The following is a 19,676-nucleotide window of genomic DNA, read 5'->3' as shown; positions in this document are numbered from 1 at the left end:
TGCAGCTCATCTTGGACGCGATCCTCAACCCGAAGGGCGACGGGCCGCCGATGCCCGGGGTGTTCTTCGCCCCGACCGGGGCCCCCGGTGCCGACACCGATTCTTCGGACACCGACTCTTCTCCTGCTGGTGCTGGTGCTGGTGCCGGTTCTGGCGTCGACGCTGACGCCGAGAGGGGGCGCGATCCGGAGGAGACCGATCCGTTCAACTCCGACCCGCGGTCTGTGCTCGATGACCGCACCGCAGCCCAGAAACGCCACGACGCCCTGACCGCAGCGCTCGGCATCGCGGCCCGGCACAAGGACATGCCCACCCTCGGCGGCGCATCACCGGTCGTCGTCGTCACCGTCGACGCGAACGACCTCGCCACCCACGCCACTCATGCCACCGGTGCTGCCTTCGGAGGCGCTGCCTTCGGAGGTGCCGGTGCTGCGTCTGGAGCGAGCGGCAATGGTGGGTGGGCGGCGATCCCCGGCTCCGGTGCCCATGTTCCCGTCTCCGTCGCCGCGCAGGTCGCATGCTCGGGGGCGATCCAGCGCGTGCTCATGGACGAGGGGCGGATCATCGGGATCACGACCACGGATCGGATCTTCACCGTGCACCAGCGTCGGGCGATCATCGCCCGCGACAAGGAGTGCCTGATCCCCGGATGCCACGTCCCCGCATCATGGTGTGAGATCCACCACGTCACCGAGCACGCCAGGGGCGGCCCGACGCACACGGATAACGGTGTGCCGTTGTGCTGGTGGCACCACCGCTCCCTCGGCACCTCAGGGTGGGAGATCCGGATGAACGACGGCCTCCCGCAGGTGCGCGGCCCGGCATGGTGGGATCCCGGCCAGCGATGGCGCACCCCACGACTCAGTGCAGCGCAATTCAAAGTTCCCGCGCGCTTCGCCCGCGCCGGATGACATGGGCGAAATCAACCACACCGCCACGAACGGTCAGAGCACGCCTCAACGGTGCTCCGCCGAGGAGCTACTCGCGCGCCTCCGACGTGTCGGGTCTCAGCGCGTCGTCGGAGCGGCGTCACGCCGCACTGCCGATGCGATGATCTCCCGATGCGATGGTCTCGCCGCAGCGCCGCAGCGCCGCAGGCCGCAGCGCCGCAGCGCCGCAGTCCGGCAGTCCGGCAGTCCCGCAGTCCTGCACTCGCCGCAGCAGCGTCAGCGGGTCACTGCGTCACCGCCGTGCCCACGCCACCGCATCATCGAACGGTGAGCTCGAACCCGTCAGCGGTCGGAACCACGGCCACCTGCGTGAGATCGTCGACGTGGAAGGTCGGCTGGTGAGACGTCGCGTGAGAGCCCACGCCGACGACTCGCATCCCTGCAGCATGGGCGGCCTGGATACCCGCGCCGGAGTCCTCGAACACGACGCAGTCGGCGGGGTCGATGCCGAGCAGCTTCGCACCCAGCAGGAAGCCTTCAGGGTCCGGCTTCGATGCCGACACGCTCTCTGCGGTCACGGTCAGCGAGGGCACCGTGAGCCCCGCCTGGCCCATGCGGGCGTTCATCAGCGTCACGTCGGCGGACGTCACGATCGCATGCGGATAGGGGCGCAGAGCATCGAGCAGCACGTCGGCGCCCTCGATCGCGATGACGCCATCGACGTCCTTGCTCTCGTTCGCCAGCATCACGGCGTTCTCTCGGATGTTGATCTCGTGATCCCGCTCCGGAAGCATGATCGCCATGCTCTGATGTCCCTGGCGACCGTGCACGACATGCAGCACCGTCGCCGGGTCGATTCCGTGCGGCGCGGCCCACTCCAGCCACAGCCGTTCCACGACGGCGGTCGAATCGACGAGAGTGCCGTCCATGTCGAGCAGGACGGCGCGGGCGCTGATGGTCTCAGTCATCCCCTCAGGCTACTGCGCAGCAGCCGGAGTCCGAGGCGACCGACCATCACCCTCCGAGGTACGCGCGATGCAGCAGTTGCGAGTCCTCTTTCAACTCCTCGGCGGTGCCCTGGAAAGAGACGCGGCCGCCGGCGACCACGACGGCCTCCCGAGCGAGCCCGAGGGCGAGCTGCGTGAACTGTTCCACGAGCAGCACGCCGACGCCGGATTCGGCGATCGACTTCACGATCGGCATGAGCCGCATGAAGACCACCGGCGCGAGCCCGAGCGACATCTCATCGATCAACAGGATCCGGGGCTTCGCGGCGAACGCACGGGCGAGCACCACCATCTGCTGCTCGCCACCGGACAGCAGAGCGGTGGGGGAGTCGATGCGCTTCTCGAGTTCGGGGAACTGCGCGAGCGCAGCATCCAGTTCCGCAGGCGTCCGCGCAGTGAGCGAGATGTTCTCGCGCACCGTCAGCGACGGGAACACGGCTCGCCCCTGCTCGATGTGCACGATGCCGCGGCGCGCCCTCGACACCCGGGACAGCTTGTCGATCGGCTCGCCGTCGAGCATCAGCGACCCCGAGGAGTGCGGGGTCACGCCGGACACCGATTCGATCAGGCTCGTCTTGCCCGCTCCGTTCGGTCCGACCAAGGCCAGCACCTCTCCACCTCTGACCGTCAGGCTCACATCCGAGATCACGGGTCCTGCGCCGCGACTCACGGTCACCGAATTCAGCACGAGTTCGCTCACTTCAGCAGCTCCGTCTCTCCCATGTAGGCCTTCACGACCTCGGGGTTCGCGAGCACTTCTGCCTGCGGCCCACTCGCGAGCACCCGACCGAAGTCGAGCACGGTGAGCGTCGGGCACACCGAGCGCACCAGATCCAGGTCGTGCTCGATGATGATCAGCGCAACGCCGTAGCGAGCGGGCAGCTCACGCAGTCTCGCGGCGAGAGCGAGGTGCTCATCGTGCGACAGGCCGGCCGCCGGCTCGTCGAGGATCAGCAGTCGCGGCCGCGAGATCACGTTCGCCGCCACCTCGACGAGCCGTCTGGTGCCGACATCGATGCTCGAGAGACGCGCACGCGCCGGGGGGCATCCGAAGAACTCCAGCACCTCGTCGATGTCGGAGGCAGCCAGTCGCCGCCGCGCCACGAACCTGACGTATGCGCCGACGGTGAGCGCCGGCGGCACCCTGTCCTGCTGGAAGGTGCGGCGCAGACCGAGTCGTGCGCGACGCGTGGGCGAGAGGCCGGCCAGGTCTCGATCTCCGAGCAGCACCCGCCCTCCGTGCTTCGGCAGGAACCCGCTGATCGCATCGACGAAGGTCGACTTGCCCGCTCCGTTCGGGCCGATGAGTCCCATGATCGACGCCGCGGGCACCTGGAACGACACGTCGTCGAGTGCCTTGAGCGCGCCGAACTGCACCGTGAGCCCCTCGACCGTCAGCACGGGTGCGCCGTCGAGCGCGCGCTCGTCGACGGTCGCGGTGGTCGTGGTCGTGATGACCGTGTCGCCCGCCTCGGCATCCGGAGGCAGCGCCGTCAGGGTCGCCGACGCCGTCTTGCGATCCGTGCGTTTCCAGAGGAGGGTGCGGATGCCCTGCCCGAGGTTGGTTCCGCTGGTGATCGCCTGCACGCCGAGCACTCCGAAGACGACGAATGCCCAGTCCTGCGGCACTCCCCAGCGCTTCAGGAGCTCGGGGACGAGCACCCAGAGGATGCCGCCGAGGATCGCCATGTCGATCAGATGCGCTCCCGACATGACGGCGAGCACGTAGAGGGCGAGTGACTGCAGCGGGGTGAAGCTCGATGCGAACGGAAGCTGCACCTGACCGGCGAGCAGCCCGCCGGCGATGCCGCCGAGTGCGGCCGAGACGGCGAACGCGGTGAGCTTCGCGCTCTGCACGCTCTGGCCGGCAGCCGCGGTGCCGCGTTCCGAGAAGGCGACGGCCTTCCAGCTCGAGCCCCAGCGTCCGCGCTGCAGGAAGAACACGCCCAAAGCGCAGACGGCGAGCACCACCACCGAGAGGAAGAAGAACTCTCGGTCGTTCGAGAACAACGTGGGGCGCTCGACGGCCGTGCCGTCGGCGGAGCCCGGGAACTGGATCTGCACGAGGGTGACGTCTGCGGCAGCGGCGAATCCCAGGGTGACGACGGCGAGGTTGACACCGCGCAGCCGCAGCGCCGGAAGACCGACGAGGATGCCGACGAGGCCCGCCGCGATGCCACCCACCACGAGCCAGACGACGAAACCGCCCGGGGCCTGCATGACGTTCAGCAGGGACACGATCCAGGCGCCCACCGCGGCGAAGGTGAGTTGGCACAGCGCGATCATTCCGGCAGACCCGGTGACGATGCCGAGTCCCAGGATCGCGATGGCCGCGACGACCGCGCTGATCGCGAGGAAGACGAAGTAGCCGGGAAGCGCCGTGCTCAGGACGGCACCCGCCCCGACCGCGACGGCGGCGACGGCGAGAGGCCAGGACAGACGGAACCAGGGACGATCAGCGAGCGGCATCCCACACCTCCTTGCGCTGCGTCCACAGGAGCAGGACGACGATGAACAGGAACGGGAGGAAGTTGCGCACGAGCGCGACCTCGTCGATCTGCGCGACGAGACCGCCGAGCACACCGAGCACGACTCCGCCGACGACGGCGAGATCGAGTCGGCGGAAGCCCCCGAGCAGCGCGGCGGCTGCGGCGGGGACGATGAGCATCGCGAGGCTGGTCGCGTCGTTCGACTGCGACGGCGCGACGATCATGATCGCGATCGCGCTGATCACGCCGGTGACGAACCACACGGCGATCGACAGCGGGCGCGATCGGATGCCGAGGAGTTCGGCGGTCGTCGGGCGTTCCGACAGCGCGCGCAGCTGCGTGCCGACCCTCGTTCGGCGCAGGACGATCCGCACCGCGACCGCCGTCACGATCGCCATGACGACTGTGGCGATCGTCACCTGACTGATCACGACCCCGCCGAAGGAGAACGCAGGACCGGCGATGATCGGCGTGAAGGGCTGCGGCTTGTTGCCGAACAGGATGAACGACATCGAGATCAGCAGCAGCAGGGGACCGACGGTCATCGCCGATCGGGTGGTGGTGGAGGCCTCGGAGAGCCAGGTCGCGGCGATCCATCCGATCGCGGCTGAGAGCACCCCGCCGATGAGCACGCCGAGCACGGAGCCGAGCCAGATCGGCAGCCCCAGTTCGCTGACGAACCATACGGCGCTGAAGGCGCCGAACATCCCGGTCGCGGCCTGGGCGAAGTTGACGACACGCACGAGGCGTGACATCAGGGTCAGGCACACTCCGAGGACCGCGTAGAGACCGCCGGCGGCGAGACCGGCGATGGCGCCTTGCAGCATGAGGCGTCCTTTCTGGTGTGAGGGGGAGGAGACCTGCCGCCGAGAATGCGCTCGGCGGCAGGCGAGGGGCGGCTACTCGCCGATGCGGAGCCAGTCGTCGGCGACCTTCTCCCAGGCGTTCGTGCCGGATTCGAGGATGATCGGCCAGCCGGCGGTGTTCTGCGTGCCGAAGGCATAGGGCGTTCCGACCATGGGGTTCTCGATCGGTTCCATCCCTCGCAGCGCCTCGGTGACGGTCTCGCGCGTGATCTCGCCGTCGATGCCCTCGAGCACCTCGATGAAGTAGGTCGCCGCGAGGTATCCGCCCTGACTGAACGAGGTGAGGGGGATGTCGTTCGCTTCCATCAGCTCCCGCCAATCGGCGTTGATCTCGTCGTCGTCCGTGAACGGATAGAACTCGGCGGGGACGTAGATGCCGGCGCCCGCAGCGTCGATCGCGTCGGCGAAGTTCTCGCTGTAGACGCTGGTCAGGTAGAGCCAGGTCACGTCGTCCCATCCCTGGGCGTTCGCAGCCTTGACCTGGCCGATCGCGTCGGGTTCGACCGGATTGATCGCGAGTGCCTTGCACCCCTGCTCACGGGCCTTCACGATGTAGGGCGTGTAGTCCGATGCGCCGTAGGGCACGGTGTCGTCGACGTACTTCGGCTCCTTGCCGGTGATCTCGGTCCATCTGTCGATCGCGGCCTGGTAGGTCGGGCGCGTGGAACCTGCGATCTCCAGCAGGATGCAGATGTCATCGAGCCCGAGCACCTCGGAGCCGTACTGCAGGGTGAGGGTCATGTCGTTGAACGGGCCGACGTTCGCGGGCGAGATGTTGTCGCTGGCGAAGCAGCCGGTGTCCACCCCGATGCCGGGAAGCGACAGGATGTCCTCCTGCTCGTAGTACTTCGCGTTGATCTCGCACTCGATCAGGCTCGCCGATCCGACCAGGGCGACGGCCCCGTCGCTGCCGACGAGCTCGCGGGCGGATGCCGTGGCGGTCGCCGGGTCTCCCTTGTCATCGAGGGTCTTGTACTCGATGGTGCGTCCGTCGAGGCCGCCGGCCTCGTTGAACGCGTCGAACACGGCGGCGGTCGCGAGGGATGCCTCGGGGAACGTCGCCGGGCCGCTGATCGTGTTCACGGAGCCGACGACGATGGGGGAGCCCTCGCCGCCCCCGCTGCCGTCTCCGCCGGCGCAGCCGGCCAGGGTGAGGGCCGCCACGGCGATGAGCGCCGCAGTGCCGGATACTCGCTTGTTCATGTGATTCCTGCCTCTCGTGTGCTTCGGGACTGCTGCGGTCAGTCGCGCAGCGCGCGGTTGACCAGTTCGGTGTCGGTGAACTGCTCGAAAGCGACGACCCTGTGATCGATCAGGCGCCAGACGTGCGCGACGCGGGCGGCGAAGAATCGGCCGGTCGCTCGGTACGTACCCGAGTAGGTGCCGATGCCCACGACCACGTCTCCGCCGTCGATGACCTCGTCGATGGCGACCGTGTAGTCGTCCCACTCGTCGTGGATGCGCTGGAAGACACCCGCAGCCACCGCATCCGGTCCCAGGTATGTGCCGGCGTAGGGGAAGCCGGCGGCCTCGGTCCAGCTCACGTCGTCGGCGAGCGGTGCGAGCATGCCGTCGAGGTCGCCGCGGTCGCTCGCCGCGTAGTGCGCGGTGATGATGTCTGCGTTGCTCATCGGAGTCCTTCCTGAAAGTCGTCGGTCAGACGGGCTGAGCGTCGGGGTACTCGACGGACCCGAGCGGATAGATGTGGCCGCCGCCTCGTGAGTGCTCGGCGTCGCCGTCGCCGTTCAGGCCGAGGAAGATCCCGGTCGTCATCAGCTGGTAGCCGAGGTCGTGCAGCCAGACACTCGCGACCGCGATGCGGAACTCACGGAAGCAGAACAGGTAGAGCCCGTCGGCGAACTTCCAGACCGTCGAGAGGTCCATGTCGCCGTGCCCGCGCTGCACACCCTCCAGGCACTGCCATGCATAGCGGCGGCTCGAGATGTACACGTGCTCGTAGAGGTGGTGCGGGCTGTATCGGTAGACGTTGCGCTTGCCGATGAGGTCTCGGCTCGGCCCGGGCACTGAGCCCGTCGCGGTGCCACCGTCGGTGGTCGCCGCCCAGAAGTCCTGCCCGACCTGCGGGATGCCCTCGACGGCCTCGGCCGCGATCCGCGACCGCACGACGGTCGCCCGGTGCGTCGTCGTCGAGTACACGACGGTGATGGCCTCGCGCTCGCGGCTCTCGAGCGGGATGTTCACGAACACCACGTCGTCGCGCACGGCCACGGCGTCGTACGGGTCGGTGCCGTCTGCTCCGAGGCCCGACCAGGTGACGGCGATCCCGTCGAACGTCAACGAGAGCGTCGAGCCGTCATCGAGGGCGAGCGCCAGCGCGGTGCCCGACAGCGAGGCGTTCGGCAGTCGGAAGGTGTCGATGCCCGCGGCGAACTCGTCGTAGGTGCGCCATTCGTCGAGGGCGGAATCGGTCGTGACAGGGGCGATCATGGGGGTCCTGACGTCGCATCCAGCGGAGCATCGTCGCTCCGGGCATCGCGTCATCGCGGTGCGCTTGCCCCATGCTCCGGCCGGGCACGGCATCCGCTCAAGAGAGGCGGCGCCATCGCGCGCCGACAGTCAACCGGCGTGCCCTGCAGAGCAAGGATGAGGCGGGAGTCTGCCGTGCCGTCGTCCTCGCCGCGCTCTCGGCTGTCAGGATGAGGCATGCGAACAGAACCTCGGCCGGCCCTGTCGCCGGCGGTCAAGGCAGTCGCCTGGACGGCATCCGTCTTCTTCGCTCTGCTCCTCTTCGCCGTGGCGTGGGTGTGGTGCGGAATGTCCTACGAGGAGCAGTTCAGCGAGCAGTCCAAGGCCGTCAGCGCCGGGTCGACGATGGAGGGCTGGGGATTCACCGTCGGCCTCGTGCCGGTGCTGGTGTTCCATGCCCTGGTCGCGATCGGAGCGTTCTTCGCCGTCCACGACGGTGGACGGCGCGGAGTGCCGGCAAGTCTGGCGCTGGCGGTGGTGCTCGTCGTTGCGGTGTCGCTGCCGGGTTTCGTCGCGGTGCAGCTGCTCTACGGAGGCACGATGTTCGCACCGCCGGTCTACGTTCCCTGACAGGCCGTACGCCGAGCGCCGTTCGACGGGCTGAACGGTCCCGGGTCAGTGCGCTGCGCGGTACTCGCTGGGGGAGATGCCGAAGGCGGTCTTGAATGCGCGACTGAAGTGCGCCGCATCGACGAAGCCCCACCGGGCGGCGATCGCGGCGACGGGACGATCGGCGAGCATCGGGTCGAGCAGATCACGACGGCACTGCTCGAGGCGGCGCGTGCGGATCCACGTCGAGACGGTCACGCCCTGCTCCTGGAACAGTCCGTGCAGGTGGCGGGTCGAGATGAAATGCGCCGACGCGATGGTCGCAGGTCCGAGGTCGGTCGAGGCGAGGTTGCGGTCGATGTACGAGCGGATGCGCTGCACGAGAGCGCGATGAGGATCGGCCGACGCTTCGTCAAGGCCGAGTTCGCGGGTGAACACCGTCGTGACGAGGTCCAGCGCGCTGTGCGCCAGCCGGGCTCCCGTCGTTCCGGCGAGCTGATCGAGGTTGCCGGCGAGTTGCGTGAGATAGGGCACGACCATCCCGCCGAGACCGCCCTGACCCGAGATCCGCACAGCGGTGAGCTGCCCGATCATGTCGGAGGGGAGGCTGATCAGATGCTTCGGGAACATGACGACCATCGTGCGGAAGTCGTCGTCGAAGACCAGGGAGTAGGGACGATCGGTGTCGTACACGGCGAGATCCCCGGCCTGGAGCACGGCTTCCCGTTCGTCCTGGATCAGCATCCCGGTGCCTGCGAGCATGAGGCTGAGCTTGAAGTACGACCGGTCGCTGCGCGCGATGAGCTCGGGCGTCCGCTCCACGACGTGCGACGTGGCGCGCACCTCGTTCACGTGCACCTCATCGACCGACGCGCCGCGGATGATCCCGCGGAAGTGGTCGGGCCCGGCGGTCGAGACCTGCAGCGGCACGAAGGACTCCGAGACGGCGGCGCGGAATTCGCTGATGTTGCGCGCGACGAGCGTCGACACCGATTCGGCGGGGGCGGCGAGTGCACCGTTCATGACTGATCACCTCGGGTGGTGGAACGACGACGTTGTATACGATCCGTGCCGTGATGTTATCACCGGCACCGTCCAGAGGGCGAGGCTTCTATGATGTGGGCGGAGGCCAGCGATGCGATATCTCGGTGACAAGGTCATGCAGGTCCTGCGTCAGCTGCGGGGACCCGACACGGCGGATGCGGTGTTCGAAGCCACCGCGCTGATCGTCGGGGCGGTGTTCTTCGTGCTCGGGTTCGCGATCGGGTGGCCGGTCTTCTGGGGCCAGGAGATGGCGATCAGCGGCACCGGCTCGATCGGAGCGTTCGCAGCTTATGGGGGTGCGATCACCGCGGTGCTCGCCTTCGCGCTCGGCCGCCTCGTCGTCAGGCCCGCGACGATCGCGCCGGACGGCACCCGCGACGGATTCAGCGTTCCGGGGGATCGGTTGCGCTGGTACGACCTGGCCGCGATCGCCTTCGCGCATGCAGCCATCGCCTACCTGGGGTGGCTCGGCATCGCCGAGCTGCTCGAGCGCAGCTTCACCGACGCCCCGGTCTTCGCGTTTCCGGGCGCGGTCCTGGTGGCTGTGGCGTTCGCCCTCACCGCCTATGTGACATTCCTCAGCGCCGTGGCGCTGACGCCGACAGTGCTGTCGCTCGTGCTCGCGGTGTTCCTCGTGGTCGGCGCATTCGCCGCGATGCTCGCCTCCAGCGATGTGCACTGGTGGCAGGACAACCTCTCGGCGCTCGGTATGAGCACCAACAGCGCTTCGGCCGCCTTCAACATCACACTGATCATCGCCGGCGTCATGGTCACGACGATCGCGCGCTACGCCACGGCGGGGCTGCCGGTGGACGACCCGATCGATCGGCGCGGCCGCTTCATCGTGCGCGGCGGTCTGATCCTGATGGGCATCTTCCTCGCGTGCGTCGGGATCTTCCCCGTCGACGAGTTCTTCCTCGTGCACAACACGGTGGCCACCGGCATGGTCGTCGTGTTCGCGGTCGTCGTGGTGGGTCTGCCGTGGTTCCTGCGCACGATCCCTCGGGTCTTCGTGGCGTTCGGCTGGGCCTACGTGCTGGTGATCATCCTGCTCGCGTCGTTCTTCGCCGTCGGCTACTACAACCTCACAGCGGTCGAGCTGATCGCCGCCGTGCTGATCTTCAGCTGGATCATCGTGTTCCTGCGGACGGCTGGATCGGTCGATCCGGAGCGTCGGCACGAGCCGGTTCCGGCCTGAGAGCCGCCTGTTCAGCGCAACGGCTGCGTGGCGTCGGCGGTGCGCTGGAGGGCGTGGATCGTGTGCGCATGTCGGCGCTGCGCGACGCCGACGAACAGGCAGTCCACGACGGCGAGCTGCGCGATCCGGCTGACCATCGCCCCGGCGCGGAGTCGCGGCTCGCGGGCACGAGTCAGCAGGGCGTGATCACAGCTCTCGGTGACGGGTGATGATGATCCTCCCGTGACACCGATCGTGACGCCGGCCGCGGCGCGCGCGGTCTGCAGGAAGTGCACGGTCTCGCGGGTCGTCCCCGAGTGCGAGAAGCCGATGGCGACCGTCTTCCTCGCTCCGAGCGATGCGGCGGCGCTCGCCTCGTGAGAGTCGGTGAGCACGATCGCCGCGTGTCCGATGCGGAGCAGCTTGCGGCCGAGGTCGGCAGCTGCCTGCCCGCTCGCTCCGATGCCGAACAGCAGCACGCGATCGGCGTCGTCGATCGCTTCGACCGCAGCGGCGAGGCTGTCGTAATCGAGGTTCGCGATCGTCTCCTCGATGGCCAGCAGCTCCAGCGCCGCGAGCTTCGCCGTCGCTTCGCGCAGCGTGTCGGCCGCGGAGATCTCGGAACCGAAACCGGATGCCGCAGGGAACTGCACCGACTCGCGGCCGAGCTCGGTGGCCAGCGCCATTCTCAACGCGGCGTAGCCGTTCACCCCGATCGTGCGGCAGAAGCGGACGACCGAGGCCACCGAGGTGTCGCACCTCGCAGCGATCTCGGTGATCGTGCTGTCGACGACGAGGGTGGGATCGTCGGCGATCGTCCGAGCGATGCGCGCCAGCGACGGCGGCAGCTTCTCGGCCGCTGTCGCGATGGTCGTCTGGATGCTCATGGCTCTCCTGGCGGGGGGCGGATTTCGGTCGTGTGAACAATTCTTTCATGCCCGACCGCTGGTGCGTAGACTATTTCCATGTCTGCTTCGCGAGCCCATGTCGCCGTCGACCTCGGCAAATCGCGATGCCGTGCGGTGATCTCGGGGCCGTGGGGCGCGAACGATCTCCGCCCTCAGCGCCGGCCCGTGTACGACGGCATCGGGGCACCCGGTCTTGCGGCCGCAGACGGTGTCGCCGCAGCACTCGCCGCGATCCTCCCGTTGAGAGAGCGACTCGATGAGCCGATCTCAGACGTCTCGGTGGGCGCTGCGGGAGCCTGGGCGGCCCCCGAGGCCGCATCCGAGCTCGCACACGGGCTCGCCCGAGCGATGCGGGTGCCGGTGTCCGTGACCTCTGACGTCGTGTCCGCCCACGCAGGAGCGCTCGGTGGCGGGGCAGGCGTGCTCCTGATCGCCGGGACCGGCGCAGCGGCCCTCGGCATCGACGGCGAGGTGGCCACCCTCGTCGACGGGTGGGGACCCGAGCTGGGGGATTTCGGCAGCGGATCCTGGTTCGGGCGAGAGGCGCTGCGCGCTGTCCTGCGTGCCTCGGTCGGCCTCGCACCCACGACAGTGCTCACGGATGCCGTGGGCGCGACGATCGGCGGCCCTGCGGCGATTCCCGCCTGGCTCGCGACCGATGGCCCGCTGCCCCGTCGCCTCGCGGCACTCGCACCGCTGGTGCTCGATGCGGCAGAGAGCGGCGACCCCGTCTCGGTGGAGATCGTCGCCGAGGGCGTCCGTCTCCTGGTCGCATCGGCGGTCGCCGCGTCTGCGGACAGCCGAGATGTCGCCCTCCACGGCGGACTCACCGCACATGTCTGGTTCCGCTCGGCACTCGACCGGGCGCTGGGCGCCGCGGGCCGCGCTGTCGCCGCCTCAGCCGGTGACGCCATCGACGGAGCGCTCCTGCTCGCGGAGCGCACTGATCTTCCCCATGAAAGGTTCGTGCATCGTGCCGAATGAACACGCCAGACTGACCGCCCTCCTCGACGTCCTCTCGACGCTCGGCACGGAGGCGTCGACGACGGAGCGGGGCGATCTCGACCTGCTCGAGACAGCCGAGCTCGTGCGGCGCATGAACGCCGAGGATCACCGTGTCCCGACCGCGGTCGGAGAGCGCAGCGCGGAGATCGCTGCAGCCGTCGACGGCATCACCGAACGCTTCCGCGCCGGCGGGCGCCTCATCTACCTCGGGGCGGGCACCGCGGGCCGCGTCGGAGTGCTCGACGCCAGCGAATGCCCGCCGACCTTCGGTACGGACCCCTCGATGGTCGTGGGGTTGATCGCCGGCGGGGAGACGGCTATCCGCGCTGCGGTCGAGAACGCCGAGGACGACGACGAAGCCGCGGCGGCCTCGCTGCAGGAGCTCGGGCTCACCGAGCGCGACACGGTCGTCGGCATCTCGGCGTCCGGTCGCACCCCCTACGTCGTGGGCGGCCTCGAGTTCGCGCGGAAAGTCGGCGCGCTCACCGTCGCGATCGCCTCGAACCCGGCATCCGAGATCGGGGCTGTCGCCGAGATCGCGATCGAGGTCGTCACCGGGCCGGAGTTCATCTCGGGGTCGACGCGTCTGAAGTCGGGAACCGCGCAGAAGCTCGTCGTGAACATGCTCACCACCCTTTCGATGATCAAGCTCGGCAAGACGCACCACGGCGTGATGGTCGACCTGCTGGCCACGAACGAGAAGCTGCACGCGCGCTCGATCCGCACGGTGACCGAGCTCACCGGCGCCGGGGTCGACGAAGCCTCCGCCGCGCTGGACGCGGCCGGCGGCTCCGTCAAGCTGGCGATCCTGATGATCTCCACGGGGGCATCGGCAGATGACTCGGCTCAGGCGCTCGACGAGGCTGACGGAATCCTGCGCGTCGCGATCGCCCGACTCTCTTGAGGGGCACGTTCGCCGCGTGCTTCCGCCAGGGGCTTCCGGATGACGACGACGCGCTGACCTACGACAGCGACGCCGAGGGTCAGTGGTCGCAGGTGCAGGATCCGCCGCCTCCGCAGCATCCTGCATCCGCAGAGACGTGCGCCTGAGACGACTCCGGGACGTCCATCGCGGGGTTCTGATCGAGGAACCCGTTGGGCTTGAACCAGAATCCGGCGTAGTCGACGGGCATGATCGGCCAGTCCTCGGGGCGAGGGAAGTGCGTCAGGCCGAACGTGTGCCACAGCACGATGTCCTCGCCGTCGAGCGATCGGTCTCCGGCGGTGTATTCGGGCAGGCCGGAGCCGCCCTGATGCGCGTTCGGATACCGGCCGGCGGGCCAGATCTGCCCCTGCTCGTGCTGCGTCGCCCACAGGTGCCTGGTCGCGAAGGCTGCTCGCGCCGCCACGGATGACTCGGGGTCGGCCATCAGCAGTGCGGTCGGCTGGGGGATCAGGTGGTACGCGGTCGGGCGCCCGACATGGTTCGTGCGCGATGTGCTCTGCACCTCCCAGGCGCGCGCGACGGACGAATCGGCATCGCGCTGAGCGGTGGACTCGGAGGAGAGCTGAGTCTCCGACCAGGTGAACGCGTTGCCGAACGGGTTGTCGGGCCCCATGGGGATGCGCTGAGCGTCGATCTCGAACAGGCGGTTCTTGTCGCCGTCGATCGCGACGTCGAGTCGAGCGCAGAACAGGTGCTGGTGCACGGGGGCGAACACCCCTGGGGCGAGCTCGGTGGCGTGCTTCTGCTGCACGCCGGGTTCGCCGGCACCTGCGAACACGATTCCCGTCGCCTTGGCCACGACCTCGATCGAGCCGTCGAGGTAGAAGTGCCAGTAGAAGCCGTAGTCGTAGTTGCCGATCGTCGAGAAGTACGACACCACGAAGCGTCGCGAGCGGCGCACATCCGAGCGTCCCGCGAGGTCGGTGTGCTTCCAGAGGATGCCGTAGTCCTCCTCGTGCATGCAGACGACGTTGGGGATGCGCACGGGGTGACCGTGATCGTCGGCGACGTAGCCGTCGAGGTAGCGGATCACGCCCAGGCAGTCGCAACCCAGCTCGAGGTGGTTCGCGTTCTTGCCGAGCAGGTACTCACCGGCATCGAAGTAGCTGATCCAGAAGCGACCTGGCGCGGTGTCGCCGTAGGGCACGACCATCTCGGGCACGCTCGCTCTGCTGAGCACCGAGCGTCCGTCGAACGCGACGTCGTGCAGCACGAGCCCCTCGCGCGCATTGAAGCTGACCCGCATCGACCAGTTCTCCCACTCGACCAGAGATCCGGTGACGGCGAAGCTCGGCCCCTCCGGCTGGGTGATCTCGGTGGGCTTGAGCGTCGTGCGCGCCGCGCCCTGCACCTCGGGGTAGTAGTTGCCGTGACCCGCGGGCACCGGCACATCGCCCTCGTCGTCGATGCGGATGACGCTGCCCGCGGTCAGATCGATGTGCACCACGAGGCCTTCGACCGGATGCGCCCAGGGGGAGTCGTTCTCGTCGTACCTCAGGAAGGTGAGCGAGCGGATGACGCGGCGACCCACCTCGTCGGCACGGCCGGTGTAGCCCGGGGCGAGCGGGCCGCAGAACGCGAGCTCCATGTGATCTGCGAGTCCGCGGCGCGTCATCGCCGCCTGCCACTCGGGCGAGGCCTTCGCGATCGCCTCCGCGCGCTCGTACTCCTCGAAGAGGTACTGCGGCTGGCCGTAAGGGGGCGCGTCGTTGGGCACCCTTTCGTTGCGCAGGACCTCGCCGCGGGTGATCGAGACGACCACCTCGGTGGCGACCCCGGTCGCGGTGTCGAGCAGGGTCGCGTCGACCCGCCGGTCGATGGGGGAGCCGGGCGTCCACGCGGCGAGCTCCTGCTTGGTGGGCTCGTCCGGCAGGAGCATCGGCACGCGAACCGTCTCGCCGAGCAGCCCGGCGGATTCGAGCACGGCGCGGGCTGCGGCGATCTCGGCGCCGGTGAGCGGGTCGAGCGGATGCGGCGTCGGGATCCGGTCGATGGAGACGGGCTGGGGGTGGGACATCGTCGTACCTCACTATTTCGAGCGAGCGCTCAATAAACGGATTGGCTCGATGGTACGACGGTGTGGCGGGGTGCACAAGAGCCTGCTGACGATCGACTCTGCGCAGAGCGCGAGCGCGGGCGCGGGGTGTTGGGTGGGCGCGAGGGGTTCAGGCGCGCCAGGGCGAGAGGATGCTGTCGAGCACTGCGAGATGCGCCTCGGCGCCGCGCGGCTCGGTGACCTCGAGCACCTGCTGCCCGTACGTGATCGATCGGAGCAGCGACATCACCGCCTGCTTCGGCGTGGCATCCGACAGCTCGCCGTCGACGATCGCCTCATCGATGGCCTCGCTGATGCGGTCCTGCCAGGTCGCGAGCGTGGGGGATCCGGCGTCCGGGGAGGACGCGAGCGTCGCGAGGCGTCCCCAGAATCCGACGACCACGTACGCCTCGGTGCGTGTCTCCGCCTCGACGGGAAGGACTTCCCGCATCAGGGCGTCGAGTCTGGTGAGCCCGCGGAGCCCCGCGGTCACCGATCGGATGCGCTCGTCCGTGCGCCGGGTGATCTCCGCCGCCGCCGCGCGGATCACGTCGTCGAATCCGTCGAAGTAGTGCCAGAGTGAGCCCGTCGCGACGCCGAGCTCCTTGGCCACGGCGCGAGACGACACCGCCTCGTGCCCGTCGCGGGCGGCCACGGCGAGCAGCGCCTCGGCGATCTGCCGGCGGCGCTCATCGTGGTCTACGACGCGGGGCACACGCCCATCCTCGCGCATCCGACGCAGGTATCGCTATTTTGAGCAGTCGATCAATATGATGCGTGTGTGGATCACCTCCTCCCCGCAGCACCGTGGCTGATGGCGCTCGCCGCCGTCGTCTCGGCCGCGGCGTGCGTCGCGGTCTGGCGGGCCGTGCCGTGGCAGGGGAGGCAGAGCGCGCTGATCATGGCCGGCGCGATGATCGTCATCGCAGTGAGCGGCGGCGACGCGATGATCGGTCTCGTGCTCGGGATCGTCCTTCTCGCGTCTGCGATGCTCGGCACGGCAGGCGTGCGGGGAACGCCGGCGGCGGCCACCTGCTGCCACCGCGCGCTGGTGTCGCTTGTGATGGCGATCTGCTCGTTCGAGAGCCTGTCGACGGGCGAGGCGCTGGTCGAGTCGGGCGGCCACGGCGGCCACGGTCTCGACGGACTCCTGTCGGTGCTCGTGGTGGCGGGGGTCATCGGAGTGGTGCTCTGGACGGTCGTCTCCGAGTGGGTGATCGTGCCCGTGCACCAGGGCCGGACCGCCCGCCTGCTCACGGTCGAGTCGTGGGCGATGGCGGCGGGAGTCAGCGTGATGTGCGTGGGGTTCTGAATTCGACCGCCGTCTTGACGCGCAGCGCCGCAGGCGGGAAGCGTCAGTGCGATCCGCCGAATTCGATCAGCAGCACACCCAGAGCGATCAGGGCGACGCCGATCGCCATCAGCACCGAGAAGTGGTCCTTGAAGATCACACGGCCGAGGATCGCCGTGATGGCGACGCCGGCCGCTGACCACACGCCGTAGGCGACGCCCACAGGCATGCCCATGGCGAGGATGGTTCCGAGCAGGGTGAAGGCGGCGAGGTAGCCGACGACGATCACGGGGATCCACCGCAGGATTCCCTGTCGCGCAGGTGAACGGCGGGCGGAGGCCGCGATTTCTGAACCCCGCAGCGCGGCGCGTACCCTGGAGGCATCCCCCGAAGCTCACCCGGCAATCTCGCGCGCCGGCGACCTCGGCGCGCTCACACATGCAAGGACGCAGATGAACGTAACCGCCGCACCCCATGACGACTGGACGGCGAGAGAAGAGCTGGCCGAGCGGATGATCCCGCTCATCGGCGCACTCAAGCGCGAGCGTGACGTGGTCACGTCGCTCCACGGACACCGACTGTTGGGACTCTCCGCCACCGGCATCGTCGAGGTGCACGACCGAGTGGCGCAGCTCGGGCACGAACGGCTCGCGGTGGATGAGACCCTCGCGGTGCTCGAGGGCGTTCATGACCTCGCCCCGGGTGCATCGTCGCTCGACCTGGCGCGCCTCGTCGCAGGTCACGCCGACAGCGACCTGCCTCTCGACGTCTATCTGGCCGACGCCCTCGCGCCCGCGGTCGGTGCGGTCGCTGCGGCGCCCACCGATGTCGTGCTCTACGGCTTCGGACGCATCGGGCGCCTGCTGGCCCGCATCCTCATCGCGCACAACGGCGGCGGCAGCGGTCTGCGGCTGCGTGCCATCGTCGTGCGCCGAGGCTCGGAGAACGACCTCGTCAAGCGCGCATCGCTGCTGCTGCGCGACTCGGTGCACGGCCGCTTCGCCGGTTCCGTCACGGTCGACGAGGACGCCGACCAGATCATCGCGAACGGCACCCGCATCCAGGTGATCTACTCCGACGACCCCGCGACGATCGACTACACGGCATACGACATCCACGACGCGATCGTCGTCGACAACACCGGGCGCTGGCGCGACGAGGCGGGTCTCAGCCGCCACCTCGAATCCACGGGCGTCGCACGGGTGCTGCTCACCGCCCCGGGCAAGGGTGCACTGAAGAACATCGTGCACGGCATCAACGACGGCACGATCGAGCCCGACGACCGCATCATCACGGCGGCCTCGTGCACCACGAACGCGATCACGCCCGTGCTCAAGGCGGTCGACGAGGCGTACGGGATCGTCCGTGGGCATGTCGAGACGGTGCACTCGTTCACCAACGACCAGAACCTCATCGACAACTTCCACAGCGGTGATCGCCGGGGTCGCTCTGCGGTGCTGAACATGGTGATCACCGAGACCGGAGCAGCGAAAGCCGTCGCACGAGCGCTCCCCGAGCTCGAGGGCAAGCTCACCGGTTCCGCGATCCGGGTGCCTACGCCCGACGTCTCGCTGGCCGTGCTGCACCTGAGCCTCGAGCGCCCTGCGGTCAAGGACGAGCTCAACGACTACCTGCGTCGGGTCTCGCTGCACTCGAAGCTGCGTCAGCAGATCGACTACGTCGAGAGCCCGGAGGTCGTGTCGACGGACTTCGTCGGCTCGCACCGCGCGGGCATCGTCGACGGCCTCGCGACCATCGCCAACGAGACGGACGTCGTCCTCTACGTCTGGTACGACAACGAGTACGGATACTCGTGCCAGGTGATCCGCGTGCTCGAGGTCATGGCCGGCTCGCATCCGATCGTGCTCCCCGAGCGCCGAGAGGTGACGCTGCACGGGTGAGAGCGCTGTCGGCGGCACCGGGCATGATGAGGGCATGAAGTCCGCATCCCTTCTGTCCGAGCGTCTGCGCTCGCATCGACTCACGGCTCCCGCGGCCTCGGTGACCGACGCCGCGTCGCACATGCTCGCGGTGCAGAGCCAGGACTTCACCGCCGGACGCTGGGCGCTCGCTGCGCGCACACGCAGAGAGCCCACGCTGCACCTGGTCGATCGCGCCTTCGACAGGGGAGAGCTGGTGCGGGCGTGGACGATGCGCGGAACCCTGCACATCATCCCGGCCCGCGATCTGCGTTGGGTGCTGTCGGTGACCGGCGACCGACAGCGCCAGCAGGCGGCAGGCAGGCGACGCGATCTCGGGATCGACCGGACGATGGTCGACGCCGCCGTGGCTGCATTGGTGCCGCGGCTGAGCGACGGCGGCCTCACGCGCGCCGAGATGTTCGAGGTCTTCTCCGGTATCGGCATCGACCCGAGCGGGCAGCGCGGCATCCACCTGCTGAGCGAACTGACCCTCGACGGCCTGATCTGCCAGGGACCGGTCGTCACTCGAGAGCGGGTGAGCCGCGAGCAGCGCTTCGTGCTCGTCGACCAGCACATCCGCGAGCATGCGGCGCCGGACGACCCACTCGCAGAGCTCTTCGTGCGCTACGTCGACGGGCACGGCCCGGCCGGGGTCGCCGACTTCGCGTGGTGGTCGGGGCTCACGCTCGGCCGGTCGCGAGAAGCGCGCGACAGAGCCGCGGGCAGGGTGGTCGAGATCGAGGAGGGCCTGTTCGTGTCGGGCGCTCGCCCCCGTCGCTCGCCCTCCGTCGCCGACGTGCTCGCGCTCGGAGCCTTCGACGAGTACTACATCTCGTATGCCGACCGCACGGCGGTGTGCGCGCCCGAGCATCTCGCGCTGGTCGGACCGGGCAAGAACGGCATGGTGCGGGCGACGATCATCGCTGACGGTCGGGTGATCGGATGCTGGACGCACGCGAGTGCCTCGCTCGGCTCGGCCCCCGAACTCTTCGTGGCGGACGCCGACGACGAAGCGGTGCGCAGCGCTCTCGCGCGATTCACCCGATTCCTCGGCGGCTGA

Annotated in this window: 20 protein-coding genes; 8 read left to right on the top strand and 12 right to left on the bottom strand. The window is 68.9% G+C overall.

The features are described 5' to 3' along the window. Nucleotides 1-911 (top strand): HNH endonuclease signature motif containing protein (locus tag RU09_RS17700; protein WP_156145966.1); only part of this gene is annotated, 911 nt, incomplete at its 5' end. Between the two features lie 296 nt (nucleotides 912-1,207). Here RU09_RS17700 and RU09_RS17695 read toward each other — a convergent pair. The 7 genes from RU09_RS17695 to RU09_RS17665 all read right to left on the bottom strand — a co-directional run bounded on the left by RU09_RS17695 (nucleotide 1,208) and on the right by RU09_RS17665 (nucleotide 7,700). Next, nucleotides 1,208-1,858, bottom strand: coding sequence for an HAD-IA family hydrolase (locus RU09_RS17695; RefSeq protein ID WP_042542125.1), 651 nt, complete (start codon nucleotides 1,856-1,858; stop codon nucleotides 1,208-1,210). Nucleotides 1,859-1,904: 46 nt separating this feature from the next. Next, a complete protein-coding gene (locus RU09_RS17690) occupies nucleotides 1,905-2,597 on the bottom strand; it encodes an ABC transporter ATP-binding protein (protein WP_042542124.1) in 693 nt (230 codons plus the stop codon). Continuing rightward, the gene (locus RU09_RS17685; RefSeq protein ID WP_042542123.1) at nucleotides 2,594-4,366 is read right to left on the bottom strand and encodes a branched-chain amino acid ABC transporter ATP-binding protein/permease; all 1,773 of its coding nucleotides are present in this window, start codon (nucleotides 4,364-4,366) and stop codon (nucleotides 2,594-2,596) included. Before RU09_RS17685 ends, RU09_RS17690 begins: the two co-directional genes overlap by 4 nt. Beyond that, nucleotides 4,353-5,213, bottom strand: a complete 861-nt coding sequence (locus tag RU09_RS17680; protein WP_042542122.1) for a branched-chain amino acid ABC transporter permease — start codon at nucleotides 5,211-5,213, stop codon at nucleotides 4,353-4,355. The genes RU09_RS17685 and RU09_RS17680 overlap by 14 nt, the downstream gene beginning before the upstream one ends. Nucleotides 5,214-5,285: 72 nt before the next feature. After that, the gene (locus tag RU09_RS17675) at nucleotides 5,286-6,455 is read right to left on the bottom strand and encodes an ABC transporter substrate-binding protein (protein WP_042542121.1); all 1,170 of its coding nucleotides are present in this window, start codon (nucleotides 6,453-6,455) and stop codon (nucleotides 5,286-5,288) included. Nucleotides 6,456-6,493: 38 nt separating this feature from the next. Continuing rightward, nucleotides 6,494-6,883, bottom strand: coding sequence for a nuclear transport factor 2 family protein (locus tag RU09_RS17670; RefSeq protein WP_042542120.1), 390 nt, complete (start codon nucleotides 6,881-6,883; stop codon nucleotides 6,494-6,496). Nucleotides 6,884-6,908: 25 nt separating this feature from the next. Next, the gene (locus tag RU09_RS17665; RefSeq protein ID WP_042542119.1) at nucleotides 6,909-7,700 is read right to left on the bottom strand and encodes a MoaF C-terminal domain-containing protein; all 792 of its coding nucleotides are present in this window, start codon (nucleotides 7,698-7,700) and stop codon (nucleotides 6,909-6,911) included. A 216-nt stretch (nucleotides 7,701-7,916) separates the two neighbouring features. Between RU09_RS17665 and RU09_RS17660 the strand changes: the two genes are divergently transcribed. After that, nucleotides 7,917-8,309, top strand: coding sequence for a hypothetical protein (locus RU09_RS17660; RefSeq protein ID WP_052493024.1), 393 nt, complete (start codon nucleotides 7,917-7,919; stop codon nucleotides 8,307-8,309). Nucleotides 8,310-8,354: 45 nt separating this feature from the next. Here the strand turns inward: RU09_RS17660 and RU09_RS17655 are convergent, their stop codons facing one another. Beyond that, nucleotides 8,355-9,311, bottom strand: a complete 957-nt coding sequence (locus tag RU09_RS17655; protein ID WP_042542118.1) for a helix-turn-helix domain-containing protein — start codon at nucleotides 9,309-9,311, stop codon at nucleotides 8,355-8,357. Between the two features lie 112 nt (nucleotides 9,312-9,423). Here RU09_RS17655 and RU09_RS17650 point away from each other — a divergent pair, with 112 nt between their 5' ends. Beyond that, nucleotides 9,424-10,530: a DUF998 domain-containing protein gene (locus RU09_RS17650; protein ID WP_042542117.1), complete on the top strand. Its 1,107-nt coding sequence runs from the start codon at nucleotides 9,424-9,426 to the stop codon at nucleotides 10,528-10,530. Between the two features lie 11 nt (nucleotides 10,531-10,541). On the opposite strand, the gene RU09_RS17645 is transcribed toward RU09_RS17650, so the two are convergent. After that, nucleotides 10,542-11,396: a MurR/RpiR family transcriptional regulator gene (locus tag RU09_RS17645; RefSeq protein ID WP_042542116.1), complete on the bottom strand. Its 855-nt coding sequence runs from the start codon at nucleotides 11,394-11,396 to the stop codon at nucleotides 10,542-10,544. A 78-nt stretch (nucleotides 11,397-11,474) separates the two neighbouring features. Here RU09_RS17645 and RU09_RS17640 point away from each other — a divergent pair, with 78 nt between their 5' ends. Next, a complete protein-coding gene (locus RU09_RS17640) occupies nucleotides 11,475-12,401 on the top strand; it encodes a BadF/BadG/BcrA/BcrD ATPase family protein (protein WP_042542115.1) in 927 nt (308 codons plus the stop codon). Then, nucleotides 12,391-13,326: an N-acetylmuramic acid 6-phosphate etherase gene (gene murQ, locus RU09_RS17635; RefSeq protein WP_042542114.1), complete on the top strand. Its 936-nt coding sequence runs from the start codon at nucleotides 12,391-12,393 to the stop codon at nucleotides 13,324-13,326. Before RU09_RS17640 ends, murQ begins: the two co-directional genes overlap by 11 nt. 79 nt (nucleotides 13,327-13,405) lie before the next feature. Here the strand turns inward: murQ and RU09_RS17630 are convergent, their stop codons facing one another. Continuing rightward, nucleotides 13,406-15,385, bottom strand: coding sequence for a primary-amine oxidase (locus RU09_RS17630; RefSeq protein ID WP_042542113.1), 1,980 nt, complete (start codon nucleotides 15,383-15,385; stop codon nucleotides 13,406-13,408). Between the two features lie 148 nt (nucleotides 15,386-15,533). Continuing rightward, nucleotides 15,534-16,118, bottom strand: coding sequence for a TetR/AcrR family transcriptional regulator (locus RU09_RS17625; RefSeq protein ID WP_042542112.1), 585 nt, complete (start codon nucleotides 16,116-16,118; stop codon nucleotides 15,534-15,536). A 66-nt stretch (nucleotides 16,119-16,184) separates the two neighbouring features. Here RU09_RS17625 and RU09_RS17620 point away from each other — a divergent pair, with 66 nt between their 5' ends. Beyond that, nucleotides 16,185-16,715: a hypothetical protein gene (locus tag RU09_RS17620; RefSeq protein WP_042542111.1), complete on the top strand. Its 531-nt coding sequence runs from the start codon at nucleotides 16,185-16,187 to the stop codon at nucleotides 16,713-16,715. A 43-nt stretch (nucleotides 16,716-16,758) separates the two neighbouring features. Here RU09_RS17620 and RU09_RS17615 read toward each other — a convergent pair whose 3' ends face one another. Next, nucleotides 16,759-16,983 (bottom strand): SMR family transporter, encoded by a 225-nt coding sequence (locus RU09_RS17615; RefSeq protein ID WP_231567670.1) that lies wholly within the window; start codon nucleotides 16,981-16,983, stop codon nucleotides 16,759-16,761. Nucleotides 16,984-17,146: 163 nt separating this feature from the next. Between RU09_RS17615 and RU09_RS17610 the strand changes: the two genes are divergently transcribed. Both RU09_RS17610 and RU09_RS17605 read left to right on the top strand, forming a co-directional pair. Beyond that, nucleotides 17,147-18,595 carry a glyceraldehyde-3-phosphate dehydrogenase gene (locus RU09_RS17610; protein WP_042542109.1) on the top strand — a complete coding sequence of 483 codons (1,449 nt, stop codon included), beginning with the start codon at nucleotides 17,147-17,149 and terminating at the stop codon, nucleotides 18,593-18,595. 34 nt (nucleotides 18,596-18,629) lie between these two features. Then, nucleotides 18,630-19,676, top strand: coding sequence for a winged helix DNA-binding domain-containing protein (locus tag RU09_RS17605; protein ID WP_042542108.1), 1,047 nt, complete (start codon nucleotides 18,630-18,632; stop codon nucleotides 19,674-19,676).

It is taken from the genome of Microbacterium sp. MEJ108Y, assembly GCF_000834175.1.
Classification (GTDB): domain Bacteria; phylum Actinomycetota; class Actinomycetes; order Actinomycetales; family Microbacteriaceae; genus Microbacterium; species Microbacterium forte.
Note: the sequence above shows the minus strand (reverse complement) of the source record. Positions and strands in the feature narration are given on the sequence as shown.

Excerpts from the sequence above, each read along its gene's own strand:
- RU09_RS17695 (WP_042542125.1), bottom strand. The coding sequence starts at position 1,858 with ATGACTGAGACCATCAGCGCCCGCGCCGTCCTGCTCGACATGGACGGC.
- RU09_RS17685 (WP_042542123.1), bottom strand. The coding sequence starts at position 4,366 with ATGCCGCTCGCTGATCGTCCCTGGTTCCGTCTGTCCTGGCCTCTCGCC.
- RU09_RS17680 (WP_042542122.1), bottom strand. The coding sequence starts at position 5,213 with ATGCTGCAAGGCGCCATCGCCGGTCTCGCCGCCGGCGGTCTCTACGCG.
- RU09_RS17675 (WP_042542121.1), bottom strand. The coding sequence starts at position 6,455 with ATGAACAAGCGAGTATCCGGCACTGCGGCGCTCATCGCCGTGGCGGCC.
- RU09_RS17670 (WP_042542120.1), bottom strand. The coding sequence starts at position 6,883 with ATGAGCAACGCAGACATCATCACCGCGCACTACGCGGCGAGCGACCGC.
- RU09_RS17665 (WP_042542119.1), bottom strand. The coding sequence starts at position 7,700 with ATGATCGCCCCTGTCACGACCGATTCCGCCCTCGACGAATGGCGCACC.
- RU09_RS17660 (WP_052493024.1), top strand. The coding sequence starts at position 7,917 with ATGCGAACAGAACCTCGGCCGGCCCTGTCGCCGGCGGTCAAGGCAGTC.
- RU09_RS17655 (WP_042542118.1), bottom strand. The coding sequence starts at position 9,311 with ATGAACGGTGCACTCGCCGCCCCCGCCGAATCGGTGTCGACGCTCGTC.
- RU09_RS17650 (WP_042542117.1), top strand. The coding sequence starts at position 9,424 with ATGCGATATCTCGGTGACAAGGTCATGCAGGTCCTGCGTCAGCTGCGG.
- RU09_RS17645 (WP_042542116.1), bottom strand. The coding sequence starts at position 11,396 with ATGAGCATCCAGACGACCATCGCGACAGCGGCCGAGAAGCTGCCGCCG.
- RU09_RS17640 (WP_042542115.1), top strand. The coding sequence starts at position 11,475 with ATGTCTGCTTCGCGAGCCCATGTCGCCGTCGACCTCGGCAAATCGCGA.
- RU09_RS17630 (WP_042542113.1), bottom strand. The coding sequence starts at position 15,385 with ATGTCCCACCCCCAGCCCGTCTCCATCGACCGGATCCCGACGCCGCAT.
- RU09_RS17610 (WP_042542109.1), top strand. The coding sequence starts at position 17,147 with ATGAACGTAACCGCCGCACCCCATGACGACTGGACGGCGAGAGAAGAG.
- RU09_RS17605 (WP_042542108.1), top strand. The coding sequence starts at position 18,630 with ATGAAGTCCGCATCCCTTCTGTCCGAGCGTCTGCGCTCGCATCGACTC.